General features: G+C 67.1%; 21 protein-coding genes. 12 read left to right on the top strand and 9 right to left on the bottom strand.

Annotated elements, in window-relative coordinates; translation table 11 throughout:
* Positions 1 to 88 precede the first annotated feature (88 nt).
* From BSQ44_RS03340 to BSQ44_RS03325, 4 genes are read right to left on the bottom strand one after another with little or no spacing between them, the layout of a single operon-like run.
* Positions 89 to 706, bottom strand: coding sequence for a DapH/DapD/GlmU-related protein (locus BSQ44_RS03340; protein WP_072601937.1), 618 nt, complete (start codon positions 704 to 706; stop codon positions 89 to 91).
* Entirely contained in the window at positions 703 to 1,410 is a 708-nt protein-coding gene (gene phnL, locus BSQ44_RS03335; protein WP_072601936.1) for a phosphonate C-P lyase system protein PhnL, read from the bottom strand. The genes BSQ44_RS03340 and phnL overlap by 4 nt, the downstream gene beginning before the upstream one ends.
* 2 nt (positions 1,411 to 1,412) lie before the next feature.
* Positions 1,413 to 2,189, bottom strand: coding sequence for a phosphonate C-P lyase system protein PhnK (gene phnK, locus BSQ44_RS03330; RefSeq protein WP_072607827.1), 777 nt, complete (start codon positions 2,187 to 2,189; stop codon positions 1,413 to 1,415).
* Positions 2,189 to 3,064, bottom strand: coding sequence for an alpha-D-ribose 1-methylphosphonate 5-phosphate C-P-lyase PhnJ (locus BSQ44_RS03325; protein ID WP_072601935.1), 876 nt, complete (start codon positions 3,062 to 3,064; stop codon positions 2,189 to 2,191). The genes phnK and BSQ44_RS03325 overlap by 1 nt, the downstream gene beginning before the upstream one ends.
* Positions 3,065 to 3,174: 110 nt before the next feature.
* Between BSQ44_RS03325 and BSQ44_RS03320 the strand changes: the two genes are divergently transcribed.
* Both BSQ44_RS03320 and BSQ44_RS03315 read left to right on the top strand, forming a co-directional pair.
* A complete protein-coding gene (locus BSQ44_RS03320) occupies positions 3,175 to 3,381 on the top strand; it encodes a type II toxin-antitoxin system HicA family toxin (protein WP_072601934.1) in 207 nt (68 codons plus the stop codon).
* 6 nt (positions 3,382 to 3,387) lie between these two features.
* Positions 3,388 to 3,819 carry a type II toxin-antitoxin system HicB family antitoxin gene (locus BSQ44_RS03315; protein WP_072601933.1) on the top strand — a complete coding sequence of 144 codons (432 nt, stop codon included), beginning with the start codon at positions 3,388 to 3,390 and terminating at the stop codon, positions 3,817 to 3,819.
* A 14-nt stretch (positions 3,820 to 3,833) separates the two neighbouring features.
* Here BSQ44_RS03315 and BSQ44_RS03310 read toward each other — a convergent pair whose 3' ends face one another.
* Genes BSQ44_RS03310 through phnG form a run of 3 tightly spaced genes read right to left on the bottom strand, consistent with a single transcriptional unit; the run spans position 3,834 to position 6,044 of the window.
* Positions 3,834 to 4,943 carry a carbon-phosphorus lyase complex subunit gene (locus BSQ44_RS03310; protein WP_072601932.1) on the bottom strand — a complete coding sequence of 370 codons (1,110 nt, stop codon included), beginning with the start codon at positions 4,941 to 4,943 and terminating at the stop codon, positions 3,834 to 3,836.
* Positions 4,944 to 4,947: 4 nt separating this feature from the next.
* The gene (phnH, locus tag BSQ44_RS03305) at positions 4,948 to 5,562 is read right to left on the bottom strand and encodes a phosphonate C-P lyase system protein PhnH (protein ID WP_072601931.1); all 615 of its coding nucleotides are present in this window, start codon (positions 5,560 to 5,562) and stop codon (positions 4,948 to 4,950) included.
* Positions 5,563 to 5,573: 11 nt separating this feature from the next.
* A complete protein-coding gene (gene phnG / locus BSQ44_RS03300; protein ID WP_072601930.1) occupies positions 5,574 to 6,044 on the bottom strand; it encodes a phosphonate C-P lyase system protein PhnG in 471 nt (156 codons plus the stop codon).
* A gap of 97 nt (positions 6,045 to 6,141) precedes the next feature.
* Between phnG and phnF the strand changes: the two genes are divergently transcribed.
* On the top strand, positions 6,142 to 6,885 hold the full coding sequence (gene phnF / locus BSQ44_RS03295) for a phosphonate metabolism transcriptional regulator PhnF (protein WP_072601929.1): 744 nt from the start codon (positions 6,142 to 6,144) through the stop codon (positions 6,883 to 6,885).
* A gap of 10 nt (positions 6,886 to 6,895) precedes the next feature.
* Here the strand turns inward: phnF and BSQ44_RS03290 are convergent, their stop codons facing one another.
* Positions 6,896 to 7,099, bottom strand: a complete 204-nt coding sequence (locus BSQ44_RS03290; protein ID WP_072601928.1) for a hypothetical protein — start codon at positions 7,097 to 7,099, stop codon at positions 6,896 to 6,898.
* A 192-nt stretch (positions 7,100 to 7,291) separates the two neighbouring features.
* Here BSQ44_RS03290 and BSQ44_RS03285 point away from each other — a divergent pair, with 192 nt between their 5' ends.
* From BSQ44_RS03285 to BSQ44_RS03260, 6 genes are all read left to right on the top strand, one after another.
* Positions 7,292 to 8,473 (top strand): ABC transporter substrate-binding protein, encoded by a 1,182-nt coding sequence (locus tag BSQ44_RS03285; protein ID WP_235633402.1) that lies wholly within the window; start codon positions 7,292 to 7,294, stop codon positions 8,471 to 8,473.
* Positions 8,474 to 8,513: 40 nt separating this feature from the next.
* Positions 8,514 to 10,190 (top strand): ABC transporter permease, encoded by a 1,677-nt coding sequence (locus tag BSQ44_RS03280; RefSeq protein WP_072601926.1) that lies wholly within the window; start codon positions 8,514 to 8,516, stop codon positions 10,188 to 10,190.
* A 12-nt stretch (positions 10,191 to 10,202) separates the two neighbouring features.
* The gene (locus BSQ44_RS03275; RefSeq protein WP_072601925.1) at positions 10,203 to 10,841 is read left to right on the top strand and encodes an ATP-binding cassette domain-containing protein; all 639 of its coding nucleotides are present in this window, start codon (positions 10,203 to 10,205) and stop codon (positions 10,839 to 10,841) included.
* Positions 10,841 to 13,306: an ATP-dependent helicase HrpB gene (gene hrpB, locus BSQ44_RS03270; protein ID WP_072601924.1), complete on the top strand. Its 2,466-nt coding sequence runs from the start codon at positions 10,841 to 10,843 to the stop codon at positions 13,304 to 13,306. The genes BSQ44_RS03275 and hrpB overlap by 1 nt, the downstream gene beginning before the upstream one ends.
* 89 nt (positions 13,307 to 13,395) lie before the next feature.
* Entirely contained in the window at positions 13,396 to 14,718 is a 1,323-nt protein-coding gene (locus BSQ44_RS03265; protein ID WP_072601923.1) for an ActS/PrrB/RegB family redox-sensitive histidine kinase, read from the top strand.
* 69 nt (positions 14,719 to 14,787) lie between these two features.
* Positions 14,788 to 15,342 carry an ActR/PrrA/RegA family redox response regulator transcription factor gene (locus BSQ44_RS03260; RefSeq protein ID WP_072601922.1) on the top strand — a complete coding sequence of 185 codons (555 nt, stop codon included), beginning with the start codon at positions 14,788 to 14,790 and terminating at the stop codon, positions 15,340 to 15,342.
* Between the two features lie 21 nt (positions 15,343 to 15,363).
* Here the strand turns inward: BSQ44_RS03260 and BSQ44_RS03255 are convergent, their stop codons facing one another.
* Positions 15,364 to 16,884 (bottom strand): malonate--CoA ligase, encoded by a 1,521-nt coding sequence (locus tag BSQ44_RS03255; protein WP_072601921.1) that lies wholly within the window; start codon positions 16,882 to 16,884, stop codon positions 15,364 to 15,366.
* Between the two features lie 244 nt (positions 16,885 to 17,128).
* Between BSQ44_RS03255 and BSQ44_RS03250 the strand changes: the two genes are divergently transcribed.
* The 3 genes from BSQ44_RS03250 (at position 17,129) to BSQ44_RS03240 (ending at position 18,671) form a co-directional block, all read left to right on the top strand.
* Complete coding sequence (locus BSQ44_RS03250) at positions 17,129 to 17,563, top strand: curlin (RefSeq protein WP_072601920.1); 435 nt, start codon at positions 17,129 to 17,131, stop codon at positions 17,561 to 17,563.
* Positions 17,564 to 17,642: 79 nt separating this feature from the next.
* A complete protein-coding gene (gene csgH / locus BSQ44_RS03245) occupies positions 17,643 to 18,044 on the top strand; it encodes a curli-like amyloid fiber formation chaperone CsgH (RefSeq protein WP_072601919.1) in 402 nt (133 codons plus the stop codon).
* A gap of 216 nt (positions 18,045 to 18,260) precedes the next feature.
* Entirely contained in the window at positions 18,261 to 18,671 is a 411-nt protein-coding gene (locus BSQ44_RS03240; protein WP_072601918.1) for a curlin, read from the top strand.
* Positions 18,672 to 18,911 lie beyond the last annotated feature (240 nt).

Below are 18,911 nucleotides of genomic sequence, written 5' to 3'. Positions count from 1 at the left end.
GGGAGAACCGGGTATCGAAGTTGGATGAAGCGGGAATGTCAGGCGGATGACGGTTTCGTTACAGTCCACAGCCGCGAGGCGCAGACAGTCAGCCGCTGTGCTTTTCAAGAAAGGCTTCGGCCGAAAGCGCGCGAAAGTCCTCGAGTGCCATGCGAAGCCGCTCGTGATTCCAGTTCCACCAGGCCAGCGCCTGGTAGCGTTCCGCCGTCCTGCGATCGAAGCGCGCGCGGATCGGCTTTGCCGGAACGCCACCGACGATCGTGTAAGGTGCGACATCCTTCGACACGACGGCTCCGGCGCCGATCACCGCCCCGTCGCCGACGGTGACGCCCGGCAGGATGGTCGAGCCATGCCCGAGCCAGGTGTCGTGGCCGATCGTCACCCTGTTGTCGCGCCGCCATTCGAAGAAGGCTTCCTCGTGGCCGGCGTCTTCCCAGTAGTCGGAGGCGCGGTAGGTGAAGTGGTGCAGCGTCGGCCGCCAGGTCGGATGGTTGGTCGCGTTGATGCGCACCGCGGCGGCGATGTTGGAGAATTTGCCGATCCCGGCGCACCAGACGCCGCAGTCCTGCATCACGTAGGAGTAGTCGCCGATCACGCTCTCGCTGATGCGGCAGCGTTCGGCAACCTCGGTGTAGCGGCCGAGCGTCGTGTCACTAACCTCGGCGGTGGGATGGACCAGGGGTTCGACGGAAAGCCTGGTGCTCATGCCGCCGCCCTTCCCGGCGCGAAGCGGGTGACGTCGATAACGGCGTCGGCGACCGCGTCGCGCACGTCCTGATCATGGAAGATGCCGAGCAGCGCCACGCCGGCCGCCCTCTTCTCGCCGATCATCTCCATCACGACGGCGCGGTTCCTGGCGTCCAGAGAGGCGGTCGGCTCGTCCAGCAGGAGCACCGGATGATCGGTGATGAAACCCCGCGCGATGTTGACCCGCTGCTGCTCGCCTCCGGAAAACGTCGCGGGCGGCAGCGACCAGAGCATTTCGGGCAGGTTCAGCCGGGCGAGCAGTTCCCGCGCCCTCGCGCGCGCCTTCTCCCGATCAACTCCCCTGACCGCGAGCGGTTCGGCCACGACGTCGACCGCGGAAACGCGCGGAACGGTTCTCAGGAACTGGCTGACATAGCCGATCGTATGGCGGCGCACGGCGAGCACCGTTCTGGGGGAAGCCGAGGCGAGATCGATCAGGTGTCCGTCGTGCTGGACGATGATCTGGCCCGAATCCACGGCGTAGTTGCCGTAGAGCATCTTGATGACCGAGCTCTTGCCGGCGCCCGAAGGCCCGCCGAGAACGGCGCATTCGCCGGCCTTGAGCGCGAAGGACACGTTCTCCACCACCCGCAGCCGCAGGCCGCCGCGCAGGTGCATGGTGAAGCTCTTGGAGACTTCCGAAACGACGAGGGGCGTAGGCATCGTCACACCTGCAGGATGGAGGAAACGAGCAGCTGCGTGTAGGCCTCGCGCGGATCGTCCAGCACCCGGTCGGTGAGGCCCGTCTCGACCACGCGTCCGTCCTTCATGACCATCATGCGATGCGACAAGAGCCGCGCAACGGCGAGATCGTGCGTGACCACGATCGCCGCCAGCCCGAGATCCGTGACCAGCCCCCGCAGAAGATCGAGCAGCCGCGCCTGCACGGAGACGTCGAGGCCGCCGGTCGGCTCGTCCATGAAGACCAGGCGCGGCCCGGTGACGAGGTTGCGCGCGATCTGGAGACGCTGGCGCATGCCGCCGGAAAAGGCGCGCGGCTCGTCGTCGATCCGGTCCGCCTCGATCTCGACGCGGCCCAGCCAGTCGAGCGCGGTGGCGCGGATGTTGCCGTAGTGCCGGTCGCCCACCGCCATCAGCCGCTCGCCGACATTCGCCCCGGCCGAAACTGTCATACGCAGCCCGTCGGCGGGGTTCTGATGCACGAAGCCCCAGTCGGTGCGCATCAGGAAACGCCGCTCGGCCTCGCTCATACGATACAGTTCGCGCCAGTCCCCGCCGCGCATCCGGTAGGAGACCGTGCCGGATGTCGGCAGCAGGCGCGTCGAGATGCAGTTGAGCAGTGTTGTCTTGCCGGAGCCGGATTCACCGACCACGGCCAGCACCTCTCCCGGCCAGAGCTCGAACGAGACGTCCTGGCAACCGATCCGCTGCCCGTAGGATTTGGAGACGGAGGAGACGCGGAGAAGGGGCGTGTCGTTGATCATGGCTCCTTCTCCTCCTCCCTGGCGGGAGAGGAAAGCCGTCTCTCCTCGCAATGATCCGTGTCGGAGCACACGAACATCCGTCCGCCGCGATCGTCGAGGATCACCTCGTCAAGATAGACGCCCTCGGCGCCGCAGAGCGCACAGGGGCGGTCGAATCTCTGGATCTCGAATGGATGATCCTCGAAGTCCAGGCTGACCACCTGCGTGTAGGGCGGGATGGCATAGATGCGCTGCTCGCGGCCCGCGCCGAAGAGCTGAAGGGCGGCCGACATGTGCATCTTCGGATTGTCGAATTTCGGCGTCGGCGAAGGGTCCATCACGTAGCGACCCTCCACCTTGACCGGATAGGCGTAGGTCGTCGCGATGTGCCCGTTGCGGGCGATGTCCTCGTAGAGCTTGACGTGCATGAGCCCGTATTCCTGGAGCGCATGCATCTTCCGCGTCTCGGTCTCGCGCGGCTCGAGGAACCTCAGGGGCTCGGGGATTGGCACCTGGTAGACCAGCACCTGTCCCTCCGTCAGCGGCCGCTCGGGGATGCGGTGGCGCGTCTGGATGATCGTCGCTTCTGCCGTGTGGGTGGTCGTCTCGACATCCGCTACCTTCCGGAAGAAGGCGCGGATCGAGACCGCGTTGGTCGTGTCGTCCGCGCCCTGGTCGATGACCTTGAGTACGTCGTCGGGTCCGACGATCGAGGCGGTCACCTGCACCCCGCCGGTGCCCCAGCCATAGGGCATCGGCATCTCGCGGCTGGCGAACGGCACCTGGTAGCCGGGAATGGCGATCCCCTTCAGGATCGCCCGGCGGATCATGCGCTTCGTCTGCTCGTCGAGATAGGCGAAGTTGTAGGTGGCGAGGGCGGGTTGCTCGTTCATGTCGTCAATCCCGCCTTTCCTGGGAGTGCTGCCAAGGCTCGACCTGACGCATAACGTTGTGACCGCAGAAAAAGTTGTGTAATGTTGCGCAAGAGGGTGCTGGAGCGACGATGCCGCGGAAGGCCAATCGAACGCCGAGGGAAATCGCCGCCAAGCTTCGCGGCGACGGCTGGGTCGTCAAGCGCAAGGGACCCGGCGATCACGTGCAGTATGTCCACCGGGAAAAGCCCGGGAAGGTGACCCTGGACATGGGAGCGGACCCGATTCCCACGGGAACCCTCAGGTCCATCTACCGGCAGGCGGGATGGGAATGGTGACAACGAATGGCTAAGGCGATGGTGCGACCCACGACCGATTATGCTTACGCTCTGATCCATCATGAAGATGGCGTGTTTGGCGTTTCCTTTCCCGATTTCCCCGGATGCATCGCCACGGGCCGTAGCGAGGACGAAGCAATCCGGCGCGGAGGCGAGGCGCTGGCCTTCCATGTCGCCGGCATGATCGCGGACGGCGACCCCATTCCGCTGGTTCGCCGACTTTCCGATCTTCGGAACGATCCCGTATTCCGTGAAGATGCCGAAGGCGCCGTGATCGCGATGGTACCCATCGATCTTCCCGGACGCGCAGTCCGGCTCAACATTTCGATGGACGAGACTCTCGTCGAGGCAATCGATCGGGCGGCCAAGGCGTCGGGCCAGTCCCGTTCCGCGTTCCTTGCGGACGCCGCGCGGCGTCGGCTGATAGACGCCGCCTGATATCCGCACGCCACTCATTCCGCGGCTTCCTTCCGCTCGCCCGTCTCGCCGCCGCCGCGCTCCTCGAATTCCCGGCGCATGCGGCGCACAAGGTCGAGTTCGGCCTGGAAGTCGACGTAGTGCGGCAGTTTCAGGTGCTCGACGAAGCCGGTTGCCTGGACGTTGTCGGAATGGGCGATGACGAATTCCTCGTCCTGCGCCGGCGCCACCAGATCCTCGCCGAACTCGCTTGCCCTCAGCGCCCGGTCGCAGAGCGACATGGCCATGGCCTTGCGCTCGGACTGGCCCATGACCAGCCCGTAGCCTCGGGTGAATTGCGGCGGCGCCTTCATCGAGCCCTTGAACTGGTTCACCATCTGGCACTCGGTCACGCGGATGCGGCCTAGCGAGACCGGGAAGGGCAGTTCCGGCACATCAAACTCGAGCTCGACCTCGCCGATCCGGATTTCGCCGACGAAGGGATGCGAACGGCCGTAGCCGCGCTGCGTGGAATAGGCGAGCGCCAGCAGAAACCCCTCGTCGCCGCGCGAAAGCGCCTGCAGGCGGACGTCGCGCTGCATGGGATATTCCGCCGGCTTGCGGGTGATGTCGCCTGGCTCCTTCTCCGACGGCATCGCCCCGTCGGGCTCGATCAGCCCCTCGCCGGCCAGAATTTCCGTCACGCGCGGCATCGGCTCCCTTTCCGTCTCGCGCAACGCCGGCTCGTCGACCGGCAAATCCGTCGCGAGTTCGGGATCGAGCAGCCGGTGCGTGTAGTCGAAGGTCGGCCCCAGCACCTGCCCGCCGGGCAGGTCCTTGTAGGTCGCCGACACGCGCCGCTCGACCAGCATGGCCGCCGTGTCGACCGGGCGCGAATAACCGAAGCGCGGCAGGGTCGTCCTGTAGGCACGCAGCAGGAAGATCGCCTCGATCATGTCGCCGCGAGCTTGCCGGATGGCGAGTGCCGCGAGTTCGCGATCGTAGAGCGACCCTTCCGCCATCACCCGGTCCACGGCGAGCGCCAGTTGCTCGACGATCTGGTCGAGCCGCAGCCCCGGCACCTGCCGGTCGCCGCGACGGCGGTCGGCAAGCAGGCGGTGGGCATTGGCGATGGCGGCTTCGCCACCCTTGACGGCGACATACATGGGGTCAGCCTTCCGTTGCGCGGATGCGCGTGGTGCGGGGCAGGCAGGCGATGCCCTCCGGCGCGGCCAGGATCAGGTCGACGCCGCGCGGGAAGCGGGCATTGTTCTGCCGCCACTGCTCGCAGAAGTGCCGGGGAAGCGGAGCGGGCGCGAGGCTCGCGCTGGTCTCGATGCCGGGTCCCTCGAGCAGGAGTGCGCGACCTTCGGAAAGGCTCTCTACTTGGAGGATCAGCGTCGTCGACCGGTCGGGGTACTCCTGCGTCCCCTGCGAGAAATTCTCCAGCGCGATCAGTTCCGCAGGATTGGCGACCAGCGCGAAATACGCCTCCGCCGGCACGCGCACGAGCGGAGACCCGCAGTGGAAGCCGAGCCAGCCCCGAACATCCGCGGCCGCTTCCAGGGCCGGATCGAGCCAGAGAGGCGTGTCGTGGTCGCAGAGCGTCAGCGCGACCGCGGCCGCGGTTGCCGACAGCGTTGCGGGCGGCCGGGCCAGAGGTGCGCAAGGACGGATCGATCCCGGCTTGGCCATGGCATCCATGATTGCGCGGAACACCGACTGCGAGGCGAGCGGCGGATTGTCGAACCCGCCCTCCACCGGCACGGCCTCGAATGAAGGCATTGGGCGTTCCATCAGTCTTCGCCTCTCACCATGGTGAAGAAATCGACCTTCGTCGCCGCGGTTTCTGCCCTTTGCCTGGCATCGGCCTCGGCAAGCCCGGCGCGCAGCGGTGCGAGAACCCCAGCCTCGATCCCGGCGCGGTGCTCCGCGCGCTGCCACAGCGCATCGACGGTCGCCGATATGCGGGCCTTCTCGGTATCGGACCCGAGCGCATAGGCGTGTCCGATCTCGCCAGTGGGCAGCTTGACGGTCGCGCGCGTCACGGTCGCCTCGCCGAAATTGAAGGGCCCGCCGCCGCCGCCGATGCGGCCGCGCAGCGTCACCAGCCCCGTTTCGGGTCCCCGCAGGGCCTTGGCCTCGACCTCGATGCCCGTTTCGCGCCAGACCTTCGACAGCAGGTCGCCGGGTGCCGCGGCGAGCGTGGCCATGGCCTCCCGGCGGCGGGCGTTCTCGTTTCTCTCGCGGCTTCTCTCGGTCACCATCGCCTCTCGTCGTATTTGTCTATTGATATAGACAAGTAGACAACATATACCCTCTTCTATCGATTGTCCATGACGGGCGCGTGACAGAGGGGATCCCATGCAGGCGAAAGCCGTCAGGCCGATGGAGAGGAAAACCGGCATCGCGCTCTGGCGCCAGGTCGCCGACCGCATCCGCCAGGGTATTGGCGCGGGTGACTACGAGGGCGACGGCCGCCTGCCTCCGGAAACCGTTCTGGCCGAAAGGTTCGGCATCAACCGCCACACGGTTCGTAGCGCCATCGCTGCCCTCGTGCAGGAAGGCGTGCTCCGCGCTGAACAGGGGCGCGGGACCTTCATCCAGCGCCGCCGCCGGTTCACCTATCCGATCTCCGCCCGCACCCGCTTCTCGGAAGGACTTCGCGACCAGGCGCGCGACCGGCGCGGCCATCTTCTGGCGCATGCGCGCGAAGAAGCGGACCAGCGGATCGCGGATGCGCTCGGCATCGCGCCCGGCAGCCCGGTGATCAGGCTTGAGACGCTGAGCGAGGCTGACGGCCGGCCGGTGTCGCGGGCGACCAGCTGGTTCGAAGCGGAGCGTTTCTCGGGCATTGCCGATGCCTTCGCCGCGTCGGGTTCGGTAACCCTCGCCCTGCGCGACCATGGCGTCGACGACTACTTCCGCAAGTCCACCGTCGTCTCGGCCCGTCATGCCGAGGGTGCCGATCTGGCCGACCTGAAGCTGGCCCCCGGCGCGATCGTGCTGGTTGCGGTCGCCCTCAACGTCGACACACAGGGGCGGCCCGTCCAGTTCTCCGAAACCAGGTTCGCCGCCGACCGCGTGGAACTTTCGGTAATCGGCTGAGCTGTCCTTCTCAGGAGTTTTCCGACGATCCCGGCGGCGGGTCCTTCCAGGCGATGAAGAAGCTCCAAACGCCGTAGACGGTCACCGCCGCGGCGATCGCGGCCCAGCCCTGCTGCCCGCCCACCCACTCCAGGGTCGCCCAGCCGCCGCATGCGGCGACGATGGCGATGCGCCGCCACCGCGGGCGAAAGAAAGCCTGCCCCGATCCCTGCATGCGGTTTTTTGCCTCCAGATCCTTCGTCTCGCGGTGTACATCGGGCTCACGACCGAGTCACGGTGAAGTGACGCCGCGTGTCCCCGGCACGATTGACCCGTTTCGCCCCCGCATGCTCAATCCGGCAAAGGAATTCCGTCCAGGAGGACAAGCGTGAAGACACTGCTTCTGACTGCCATCTCCCTCGCCTCCATGACGCTAACGGCCCTTGCGGCCGATCCGAACCCCAAAGACTGGGACGCTGTTCTCGCCGAGGCGAAGGGCGAGACCGTCTACTGGAACGCTTGGGGCGGCTCGGAAAACATCAATGCCTACATCGAATGGGCCGGCGAGGAACTGAAGCAGCGCTACGGGGTCGCACTCGTCCACGTGAAGCTCGACGACACCGCCAACGCCGTCGCCAAGGTCGTGGCGGAGAAGGCCGCGGGCAAGGACGAGGGCGGTTCGGTCGACCTCATCTGGATCAACGGCGAGAATTTCGCCTCGATGAAGGAACAGGGCCTCCTGTTCTCCCCCGGCTGGGCGGAGGTGCTGCCGGATTGGCAGTATGTCGACATCGAGAACAAGCCGACGATCCGCACCGACTTCACCATTCCCGTCGAGGGTCTCGAAAGCCCCTGGGGCATGGCCAAGCTGGTGTTCTTCTACGACCAGGCGCGCACCGACCCCGACACCCTGCCGACGAATGCGCGCTCGCTGCTCGATTGGTCAAAGGCCAATCCCGGGCGGTTCTCCTACCCGCAGCCGCCGGATTTCATCGGCTCGTCCTTCCTCAAACAGATCCTCTCCGAACTGGTCGAAGACCGGTCCGTTCTGCTCGCACCGGTGATCGATGCAACGTTCGACAAGACGGTTGCGCCGCTCTTTGCCTATCTCGACGAGCTCCATCCGCTCATGTGGCGGTCCGGCCGCGCCTATCCGCAGAACTATCCGGCTATGAAGCAGATGCTCGCCGATGGTGAGATGGACATCATCTTCGCCTTCAACCCTTCCGAAGCCTCCAGCGCGATCGCCAACGGCGAGCTGCCCGACACGGTCCGCTCCTTCACCTTCCCGGAAGGCACGCTGTCCAACACGCACTTCGTCGCCATCCCCTACAATGCCGCCTCCAAGGCCGGCGCGCTGGTGGCCGCGAACTTCCTCATCTCGCCGGAAGCGCAGGCGCGCAAGCAGGATCCGAAGGTCTGGGGCGACCCGACCGTGCTCGCCATGGACAAGCTCGACGCAGCCGACCGCGCCCGTTTCGAGGCGCTCGACCTCGGCGTCGCGACCTTGCGGCCGAACGAACTCGGCCCGGCGATCGACGAACCGCACCCCACCTGGCTGGAACGCCTGGAAGGCGAGTGGAAGCGGCGTTACGGCGTCGGCAATTGACGAAAACCGGTCCTTCTCCCTGCATAGGGGAGGATCGGGCTTGCTGACCCGCGTCGGGCCGCCGCTGGCGGTCCTGCTTCTTTCGGGACCGATCCTCGCCGGGCTGGCGGGAACGATCCTGCCCGCCTTCGGCTATCTGCCGGCGCTCGGGGGTACGGCATTCTCGCTCGCGCCGCTGCGCGAACTCGCCGCGGCACCCGGCATTGCGCACTCGGCCCTTCTCAGCCTCTTCGCAGGCCTTGCGGCCGCGACGCTCTCCCTGATCGTCGTGATGCTCTTCGTCGCCGCATGGGCCGGCACGCCGCTGTTTTCCCGCATCCAGCACGTCATCTCGCCGCTCCTGTCGGTGCCGCATGCGGCGGCGGCCTTCGGGCTCGCCTTCCTCATCGCTCCCAGCGGCTTCCTCGCCCGCCTCGTCTCGCCGGAACTGACCGGCTGGACCCGCCCGCCGGACTGGCTCATCGTGAACGATCCCATGGGCCTGTCGATGATCGCCGGGCTGGTGGTGAAGGAAGTCCCGTTCCTGCTCCTGGTCACGCTTGCCGCCCTGCCGCAGGTGCCGCTGGCGCGCACCCGCATGCTCGTCGCCTCGCTCGGCTATGGCCGCGTCGCCGGCTTCCTGTTCTGCGTCTGGCCGCCGATCTATCGACAGATCAGGCTGCCGGTCTTCGCCGTCATCGCCTTCGCCTCCTCGGTGGTCGCCGTCGCCATCATCCTCGGCCCGTCCGCGCCACCAACCCTTGCGGCGCGGCTGGTGGAATGGATGAACGATCCCGATCTCTCCATGCGCTTCCTCGCCTCCGCCGGAGCCCTGCTGCAACTCGCCGTCTCCGCCCTCGCAATCCTGCTCTGGATCGTGATTGAGCACATCGGCGCCGCGTTCCGCGACCGCCTCGCAGCCGCCGGCCGACGGTGCGTGCGGGATCGCCTCGTCAGGACCGTCGCGCTCGTGGCGATGCTCGCCTCGGCCGCTACGGTCTTCGCCGGGCTGGCGACGCTCGCCATCTGGTCGGTCGCCGGTCTATGGCAGTTCCCCGACGCGTTGCCGCGCGGCTTCAGCCTGCGCAACTGGACCACCGCCCTGCCGCGCATCCTCGCACCACTCGCCACAACGGTGATCGCCGGGCTCGTCTCCACCCTGATCGCGTTCGCCATCACCCTGCTCTGCCTGCTTCGGGAGGACGAGACCGGCAGGATCGGCCGCGGCTCGGCGCTGCTGATCTACCTCCCACTTCTGGTGCCGCAGGTGGCCTTCCTGTTCGGCTTGCAGCTTCTGTTCTTGCTCTCCGGCGCCGTCGCCGGCCTGCCTGCGCTCATCCTCGCGCACCTCGTCTTCGTCATGCCCTACGTCTTCCTGTCGCTCTCCGACCCGTGGCGCGCCTACGACCGCCGCTACGAGGCGATCGCGGCCGGGCTCGGCAAGTCTCGGCTGAAGACCTTCCTCGCCGTGCGCCTCCCCATGCTGACGCGCCCCTTGCTCACCGCGATGGCGGTTGGCTTTGCCGTCTCGGTCGGCCTCTACCTGCCGACGGTGCTGATCGGCGCCGGGCGTCTGACGACGATCACGACCGAAGCCGTGACGCTCGCATCGGGCGGCAATCGGCGCGTCATCGGGGTCTACGCCTTCCTCCAGATGGTCCTTCCCATGATGGGCTTTGTCGTTGCCACTCTCGTCCCGGCGCTGCTATTCCGGCGCTTCCGTGCGATGCGGGTCTGATCGGCAGGGCGAATGGGAGACGGACTGAGACTGGAAGGCGTGACGATCGCGCTCGGCGGGCGCATGCTGATCTCGATCACGCATGCCGTCGAGCCCGGCGAGGTACTGACCATCATGGGACCCTCCGGCTCGGGCAAGTCCACGCTGCTCGCCTATGTCGGCGGTTTTCTCGACCGGGTCTTCGAGGCCAGCGGCCGGGTCCGTGCCGGCGACGTCGACCTCACCGCGCTCCCTCCCGAAGACCGCCATGTCGGCATCCTCTTCCAGGATCCGCTGCTCTTCCCGCACATGTCCGTGGCCGGAAATCTGCTGTTTGCCATCCCCGCCGCACTCCGGGGAAAGTCCGAACGGATGAGACTGGCCAGGGAAGCGCTGGCGGGCGTGGAGCTCGATGGCATGGAAGACCGCGATCCCGACACGCTGTCGGGGGGCCAGAAAGCGCGAGTGGCGCTGGCGCGCGTTCTCCTGTCCGCGCCGAGGACGCTGCTTCTCGACGAGCCGTTCTCGAAGCTGGATACCGAACTTCGCCAGCAGATGCGCAGGCTGGTCTTCTCCAAGGCGCGGGAGCGCGGGCTTCCCGTCCTTCTGGTGACGCATGACGAGGCGGATGCGCAGGCCGCGGGCGGTCCCGTCGTGCGGATCGGCGGCTGATGAAGGACGGTCTGCCTCGTCTGCCCGTAAGCGAGGCGCTGCCGGGGCTGCTCACGGCACTCGCCGACGGCAATGCCGCCGTTCTGGTCGCGCCGCCGGGGGCGGGAAAGACCACGCTCGTGCCTCTCGCCCTCATGGACGAAGCCTGGCGCGGCGACGGCACGATCCTGCTCCTGGAGCCACGCCGCCTCGCCGCGCGCGCCGCCGCCCGACGCATGGCGGAACTCATCGGCGAAGAGGTCGGCCGCACGGTAGGCTACGCGATGCGGATGGAAAGCCGCACCTCCCGAGACACCAGGATCCTCGTCGTCACCGAAGGCATCCTTTCGCGCATGATCCTCGACGATCCCGAACTGCCGGGCATAGCGGCCGTACTCTTCGACGAGTTCCACGAGCGTTCGCTGGACGGCGACTTCGGCCTCGCGCTTGCGCTCGACGTGCAGGGCGCACTTCGGCCGGACCTGCGGCTCCTGGTCATGTCGGCCACGCTCGACGGCGCGCGCGTCTCGCGCCTGCTCGGCGATGCGCCGGTGATCGAAAGCGCCGGCCGCAGCTTCCCCGTCGACATCCGCTACCAGGAACGCCCGCCCGAAACACCGGTCGAGGACGCCATCGCGCAGGCGATCCGCGGCGCGCTGGCCGGCGAGCAGGGCAGCGTACTGGCCTTCCTGCCCGGCCAGCGCGAGATCGAACGGACGGCGGAGCGGCTGGCCGGCAAGGTCGCCGCCGATACCGACGTCATCGCGCTCTTCGGCAACATGGAAAGCCGCGCGCAAGACGCCGCGATCCGCCCCGCGCCGGCGGGGCGGCGAAAGGTGGTTCTCGCGACGTCGATCGCCGAAACGTCCATCACCATCGATGGGGTGCGGGTGGTCGTCGACAGCGGCCTGTCCCGCCTGCCGAGATACGAGCCGGCGACCGGCCTGACCCGGCTCGAGACGGTGCGGGTCTCCCGCGCCTCGGCCGACCAGCGCGCGGGCCGCGCCGGCCGCACCAGCCCCGGAATCGCGATCCGTCTGTGGCGCGCCGAGCAGACGGCGGCGCTGCCGGCCTTCACCCCGCCTGAAATCCTCGAGGCGGATCTTTCCGGCCTCGTGCTCGATGGCGCCGCCTTCGGCGTTTCCGACGTGCAAACGCTCTCCTTCCTCGACCCGCCGCCCAAGGCGGGGCTTGCGGAGGCCCGGACGCTCCTCCTCGATCTTGGCGCGATCGACGGGGACGGCCGCATCACGGCGGACGGCAAGGCAATGCGCCGGCTGGCCCTGCCCGTACGGCTGGCTCACATGGTCGCCAAAGCCGCGGGCCGGGGTGAAGCCTTTATCGCCGCAGAACTCGCCGTCCTGATGACGGAACGGGGCCTGGGCGGCAACAGCGCCGATCTCGAGACGCGCCTGTCCCGATTCCGCACCGAACGCGGCCCCCGCGCCGACGGCGCACGATCCTTTGCCCGGCGCCTGGCCGGTACGTCCTTATCCGCCCGGTCCGACGTGTCCGCTGGCGCGAGCGTCGGCGCCCTCCTTCTCGACGCATGGCCTGACCGTGTCGCCAGGGCCCGCGGCGCGCGCGGCCGCTTCGTGCTCGCCAATGGCAGGGGCGCCGTCGTCGACGAGACGGACCCACTCGCCGGGCAGGAGTTCCTGGTCGTGGCGGACTTGCAGGGGAAGGCGCAGAACGCCCGCATCGTCTCGGCCGCCGTCGTGAGTGAAGCCGACATCAGGCAGAAACTCTCGCACCGGATCGAGCGCCAGATCCGGTCGAGCTTTGATCCGGAGAAGAAGGCGGTGCGGGTCCGGGAGACGGCGCGGCTCGGCGCGATAGTCCTGTCGGAACGCCTCCTGCCCGCTCCGCGCGGAGAAGAGGCCGACCGGGCGGTGCTCGACGCAATCCGCGAGAACGGGCTGGCCATTCTTCCCTGGGGAAGGCCGTCGACGGCGTTGCGGCACCGGCTCGGATGGCTCTTCGAGGGCCTGGGCCCGCCATGGCCAGACATGGCCGACGATGCACTGTTCTCGGTGCTAGATACCTGGCTCCTCCCCTTCCTGCGCGGCGAGGCGAAGCTTGCCGCCCTGCCTGAGCAGGCGCTCTGCGATGGGCTGCGGTCGCTGGTTCCCTACGATCTCCAGCGGCGGATCGACGACCTCGCGCCGACCCATTTCGAAGCGCCGAGCGGCAGCCGCGTGCCCATCGGCTACGAAGGCGAGCATCCGGTGCTGTCGATCCGCGTGCAGGAACTGTTCGGGCTGGACCGGCATCCCTCGATCGCCGGCGGCACGGTGCCGCTCACCGTCGAACTTCTTTCGCCAGCGCATCGCCCGATCCAGACCACGCGCGACCTGCCGGGGTTCTGGCGTGGCTCGTGGGCCGACGTGCGGTCCGACATGCGCGGCCGCTACCCTCGGCACGTGTGGCCCGAAAACCCGCTGGAAGCGCAGGCAACGTCGCGCGCCAAGCCCCGTGGCACCTGACGACGGATAACAGACCGATGACATTCCAGTGGCGACGTTTCCCGGGGAGATCGTTTCAATCCGGACCGGAAAGGCAGTATAGCTTCCCGATGCCGAAAGATCCTCGGACACTCGACTACCAGCAGAGCAGGCGGCTTCGCCTCAACACGCTGATCAGGCTCCGCTGGCTGGCGATCATCGGCCAGAGCGCGGCCATCCTCGTGGTGGCCTACTGGTTCGAGTTCACGACCCCTGTCGCCGCCTGCTTCGCGCTCATCGCCGCTTCGGCGTGGATCAATCTCTTTCTGGCCTTCCGCTATCCGGCGACGCATCGCCTCCAGCCGGTGGCCGCGCTGGCGATCCTCGTCGTCGATGCGCTGCAGTTGGCCGGGCTTCTCTACCTGACCGGCGGCCTGGCCAACCCCTTCGCCATCCTGATGATCGTCCCGGTCGTCATCTCGGCGACCTCGCTGCCGCTGATGTACACGGCTTTGCTGGGGCTAATCGTCGGCGCGGCGGCTTCGCTGCTGGCGGTATACCATCTTCCGCTCCCCTGGTACGAAGCCTCGGGGCTGGCTGTTCCCTTCCTCTATGTGACCGGCGTCTGGATGGCGATCCTGTCCACTATCGCCTTCACTGCGATCTACGCCTGGCGGGTGGCCGAGGAGGCGCGCCAACTCGCGGCGGCGCTGTCGGCGACCGAACTCGTCCTGCAACGCGAACAGCATCTCTCCGCGCTCGACGGGCTCGCGGCGGCGGCCGCCCACGAACTCGGCACGCCGCTCGCCACCATCGCGCTCGTGGCGAAGGAGATGCAGCTCGCGCTTGCGGACGATCCCAAGCTGCACGAGGACATCGCCCTGCTCCGCTCCCAGAGCGAGCGCTGCAAGGAGATCCTGAAGCGGCTGACCAGCCTGTCGTCGCAGAGCGAGGAACACCTTGCGAGGCTGCCGCTCACCTCGCTGATCGAGGACGTCATCGCGCCCCACCGCGATTTCGGCATCGAGATTCACCTGAAGCCAGGAAAGATGATCGGGCCTGAGCCCGTCGGCCGGCGCAATCCGGGCGTCATCTACGGGCTCGGCAATCTCGTCGAGAACGCCGTCGACTTCGCCCGCGAGAGCGTAGCCATCCGATGGGATTGGGACCAGGACCGCGTCAGGATTCATGTCAGCGACGACGGGCCGGGATTTCCACCGGAGATCATGGACCGCATCGGCGAACCCTACATGACCACCCGCTCCGGCGCGCAGGTCGAAGGCGGCGGCGGCCTGGGTCTCGGCGTCTTCATCGCCAAGACGCTGCTCGAACGATCCGGCGCAGCGGTGGCCTTCCGCAACGGCTCGGCACCCGGACAGGGCGCCGAGGTCGAGGTCACCTGGCCGCGCGAGGTCTTCCTGAGCCAAGGCGGGCTGGCGGAGGCGGCCGGATGACGCCCGCCCGAATGGACATAGAGCTTTTTTTGAATACATAAGGGGCGAAGCTTCCCGGATGACGACATCATGACCGCAGAAACAGACGACGCACTCGGCGAGGATCGCTCGCTCCTGATCGTCGACGACGACAAACCGTTCCTCACCCGCCTCGCCCGCGCCATGGAAAGCCGCGGCTTCGAGGTGGAGACGGCCGAGAGCGTGGAGGAGGCGCAGGCCAAGGTGAAGACGGCAGCGCCCGCCTACGCGGTGGTCGACATGCGGCTGGGCGACGGCAACGGCCTCGACGTGGTCTCGGCCATCCGCGAGAAGCGTGCGGATTCGCGCACGGTGATCCTCACCGGTTACGGCAACATCGCAACGGCGGTGACGGCCGTGAAGCTCGGCGCGATCGACTATCTCGCCAAGCCAGCCGATGCGGACGAGGTCTATGCGGCTCTCACCCGCACCAAGGGCGAGAAGATCGAGCCGCCGGAAAACCCGATGTCGGCCGACCGCGTGCGCTGGGAACACATCCAGCGCGTCTACGAGATGTGCGACCGCAACGTTTCCGAGACCGCGCGCCGGCTCAACATGCACCGCCGCACGCTGCAGCGCATCCTGGCCAAGCGCGCGCCGCGCTGAAGCCTTCGCGGGCGGTCGTCCCTACCGCGCCTTTTCGTAGATCGCGGCATACTCCTCGCGCAGCACGTTCTTCTGCACCTTGCCCATCGTATTGCGCGGCAGGTCCGCGACGAAGATCACCCGCTTCGGCTGCTTGTAGCGTGCCAGCCTGTTCTGTAGGCTCGCGACGACCGACGCCTCGTCGATCGACGCCCCCGCCTCCTTCACCACGACCGCGGTCACCCCTTCGCCGAAGTCGGGATGCGGAACGCCGATCACCGCGCTCTCCACTACGCCTGGAAGCTGGTCGATCTCGGTCTCGACTTCCTTCGGATAGACGTTGTAGCCACCCGAAATGACGAGGTCCTTGCCGCGCCCGACGATCTGGACGTAGCCGCGCCCGTCGACGATGCCCAAGTCGCCGGTGACGAAGAAGCCGTCGTCGCGGAACTCCGAAGCAGTTTTCTCCGGCATGCGCCAATAGCCCTTGAAGACGTTGGGACCCTTAACCTCGATCATGCCCGTCTCGCCCTGCGGTACCGCCGCGCCGCTCTCCGGATCGACGATGCGCAGGTCGACGCCGGGCAGCGGGAAGCCCACCGTCCCGGCGATCCGGTCGCCGTCATAGGGATTTGAGGTGTTCATGTTCGTCTCTGTCATGCCGTAGCGCTCGAGGATCGCGTGACCGGTCCTCTCCTTAAACTGCCGATGCGTCTCGGCCAGCAACGGCGCGGATCCCGACGTGAAGAGCCGCATCCCCGCCGCCGTCTCGCGGTTCAGGCCCGGATGCTGGAGGAGCCGCGTATAGAAGGTGGGAACGCCCATCATCGTCGTGGCAGCCGGCATGAGGCGCAGCACCTCTTCGGGATCGAATTTTTGCAGGAACATCATCGACCCGCCCGACAGCAGCACCACATTCGACGCGACGAACAGGCCGTGCGTGTGGAAGATCGGCAGCGCATGGATGAGATGGTCGTCCGACGTGAAGCCCCAGTAGTCGACGAGGGTGACGGCATTCGACAGAAGGTTGTCGTGCGTCAGCATCGCCCCCTTGGATCGGCCGGTCGTGCCGGAGGTGTAGAGGATTGCCGCGAGGTCGTCGGCGCCCCGCGCGACGTCGCTGAAATCGCCGGATGTCGCCTCCAGCCCCTCCAGCAGTGAACCCCCGCCATTGGCGTCGAGCGTGTCCAGATGCGCGCCGTGGCGATCGGCGACCTCACGCGCGCCGGCAGCCTTTTCCGGCGCCACCACGAGCAGTCGCGGCTCCGCGTCGCCGACGAAGTACCCGAGTTCCGGCAGCGTATAGGCGGGATTGAGCGGCAGATAGACGGCGCCGGCCCGGAGACAGGCGAGGTAGAGCATCAGCGCCTCGACGCTCTTTTCGGTCTGCGCGGCAACCCGGTCGCCGGGCTGCACCCCGCGTTCGACGAGCCTTTCGGCAAGGCGGCCGGATTCCGCGATCATGTCGCCATAGGTCCAGCGCCGCCCGTCGGTCGTTTCCACGAAGAGCGCACCGAACTCCGTGGCGGCATTCCGGATGGCACCGAACATGTGGTTCGTCATTCTCGTCTCCCCCAGCGTCCGGCACTTTCCGGCACCGCTCCATGATGGCCGAAAGACCTACAGCAGGAACGCGGCCCTTGGAAAGGCAGCGCCTATCGCCCGCGGTTCTCGAAGGGTGGCTGCGGGTCATTTTCCACTGAACCCAATCTGAACGGCCGGTTCAGGTCGGGTTCCGGACCGCTCCCCTAGAACTCGAACCGTCAGCAAGCGGCAACGACCGCCCCAACGAGAAGAGGAAATCGAGATGACCCGCAAGTTCTTCATCACCACCGCCGTCGCCGCCGTCATGGGCATCGTTTCGGTCCCCGCCATGGCCAACCAGGTCAAGATCCAGCAGTACGGCTGGGGCCATGCGGCCGGCGGCGCCCAGACCGGCAAGCGCAACCAGATCGGCCTCTACCAGAATGGCGGCCGCAACACCGGCATCGCCAACCAGACAGGCCGGCGCAACCTCTCCGCAATCGGCCAGGAGGGCTACAACAACTACGCCGACACCTGGCAGCGCGGCAGGGCCAACGCCGCCGGCGTCGGCCAGTTTGGCAACAACCACAACGCGATCATCACCCAGGACGGCAACGGCAACATCGCCGCCGGCGTACAGGTCGGAAACGGCTGCAACGCCAACGTTTCGCAGGGCGGCAACGGCAACGTGGCGGCATTCGTCCAGACCTGCCCGTGATCGTCCGAGCAAGGCTTCACCGGCCGGGGGAAGCGAGCGGCTTTCCCCGGCTTTCCTCGATGACGAAGGAGAAAAGACGATGTTTTCAACAGGCAGACGCATGCTCATTCCCGCCGCCACGCTCCTGCTGGGGGCCGGCGCGGCCGCCACATCGGTCGGCGCCGGACAGGCCGGTTCCTCCAGTGGCCCGGTCCGCTGCGAAATCCAGGCGATCACTTCTGGCGGCATGGTGACGCTGCAAGGCGTCGTGCGCGCCGACAAGGCCGTCAGCGGGTCCTACACCTTCCGGGTGGAGAGCGCCGGTGGATCGGGCAGTTCCGACATCTCGCAGGGCGGCGACTTCTCCGCGAAGGCCGGCAGCCCCACGACCCTCAGCGAGGTGATGCTCGGCAGTCACGGCTCGATCTACGATGCCCGCCTCGAAGTCACCGCCGGCGGCAAGACCTATCGCTGCGACGAGCGCGTCGGCGGAGCCACCTGAACTTCAACTTGCTCTTTCTGCACGAGGGCTCCGGCATCCGCCGGGGCCCCTTTTGCGTCGCGCATCCGCGGCAGTGCGACGAAGGTGTCCGCGCCCCTGAACGCCCGCTGAATGCATGGTTCCGGCACGGTTCAGCGGCAACACGTCAAACTCTCCTCATCGGCTGGACAAGGACTGACAGCCGCAAAGAGCGAAGTCAAATCCAGGAGAGAGACTATGACCAAGCTGATCAAGACCGCCGCGGCAAGCCTCGTGGCCCTCACCATCGCCACCGCGGGTCTCACTGTCCCGGCTTCGGCGGGTGGCTCGGTCTCGTTCCACATCGCACCCGGAAATGCACGGGATGCGCAAGCCCTGCGCGCGGGTCTGCAGATGTATTCTCTCTACAACGGTATCAAGAACGGCGGCATCAAGCAGCGCGGCTCCGGAAACGTCGCCGGCCTGCTCCAGAACGGCGGCGGCAATCTCGGTATCGTCCATCAGGAAGGCAACGGCCACAACGGAACCGTCCGGCAGAACGGCAACCGCAACGCCTACGGCCTGTTCCAGTTCGGCAGGAACACCAGCGGCCACGCCGTCCAAAATGGCAGCGGGCGCACCGGCGCCACCATCCAGTTCGGCTGGTAGCTCGTCTCAATGCCATCGAGGCCATGCCGCCCGCCGATGCGTCCTTCCGGACGCGCCGCTTGCATGGTCTGGAGCAGGCGGCAGTTGCGTCTGGAGACTTCGGTCGGCAGTCTCCGCAAAAAGGTTCTCTTTCGAGCCTTCCGACCGGAATACTGTCCTCTTCCATGCCGAATTCCGGCTTTGGCTGCCTCGCAGGCTTCGTCGAAAGCGCTATCCTCCTCGCTGATCCATCCGGGCCGC

Origin of the sequence: Aquibium oceanicum (genome assembly GCF_001889605.1) — a bacterium.
In the GTDB taxonomy this organism is placed as follows: Bacteria; Pseudomonadota; Alphaproteobacteria; order Rhizobiales; family Rhizobiaceae; genus Aquibium; species Aquibium oceanicum.
This window is presented reverse-complemented; position numbering and strand designations above follow the sequence as displayed.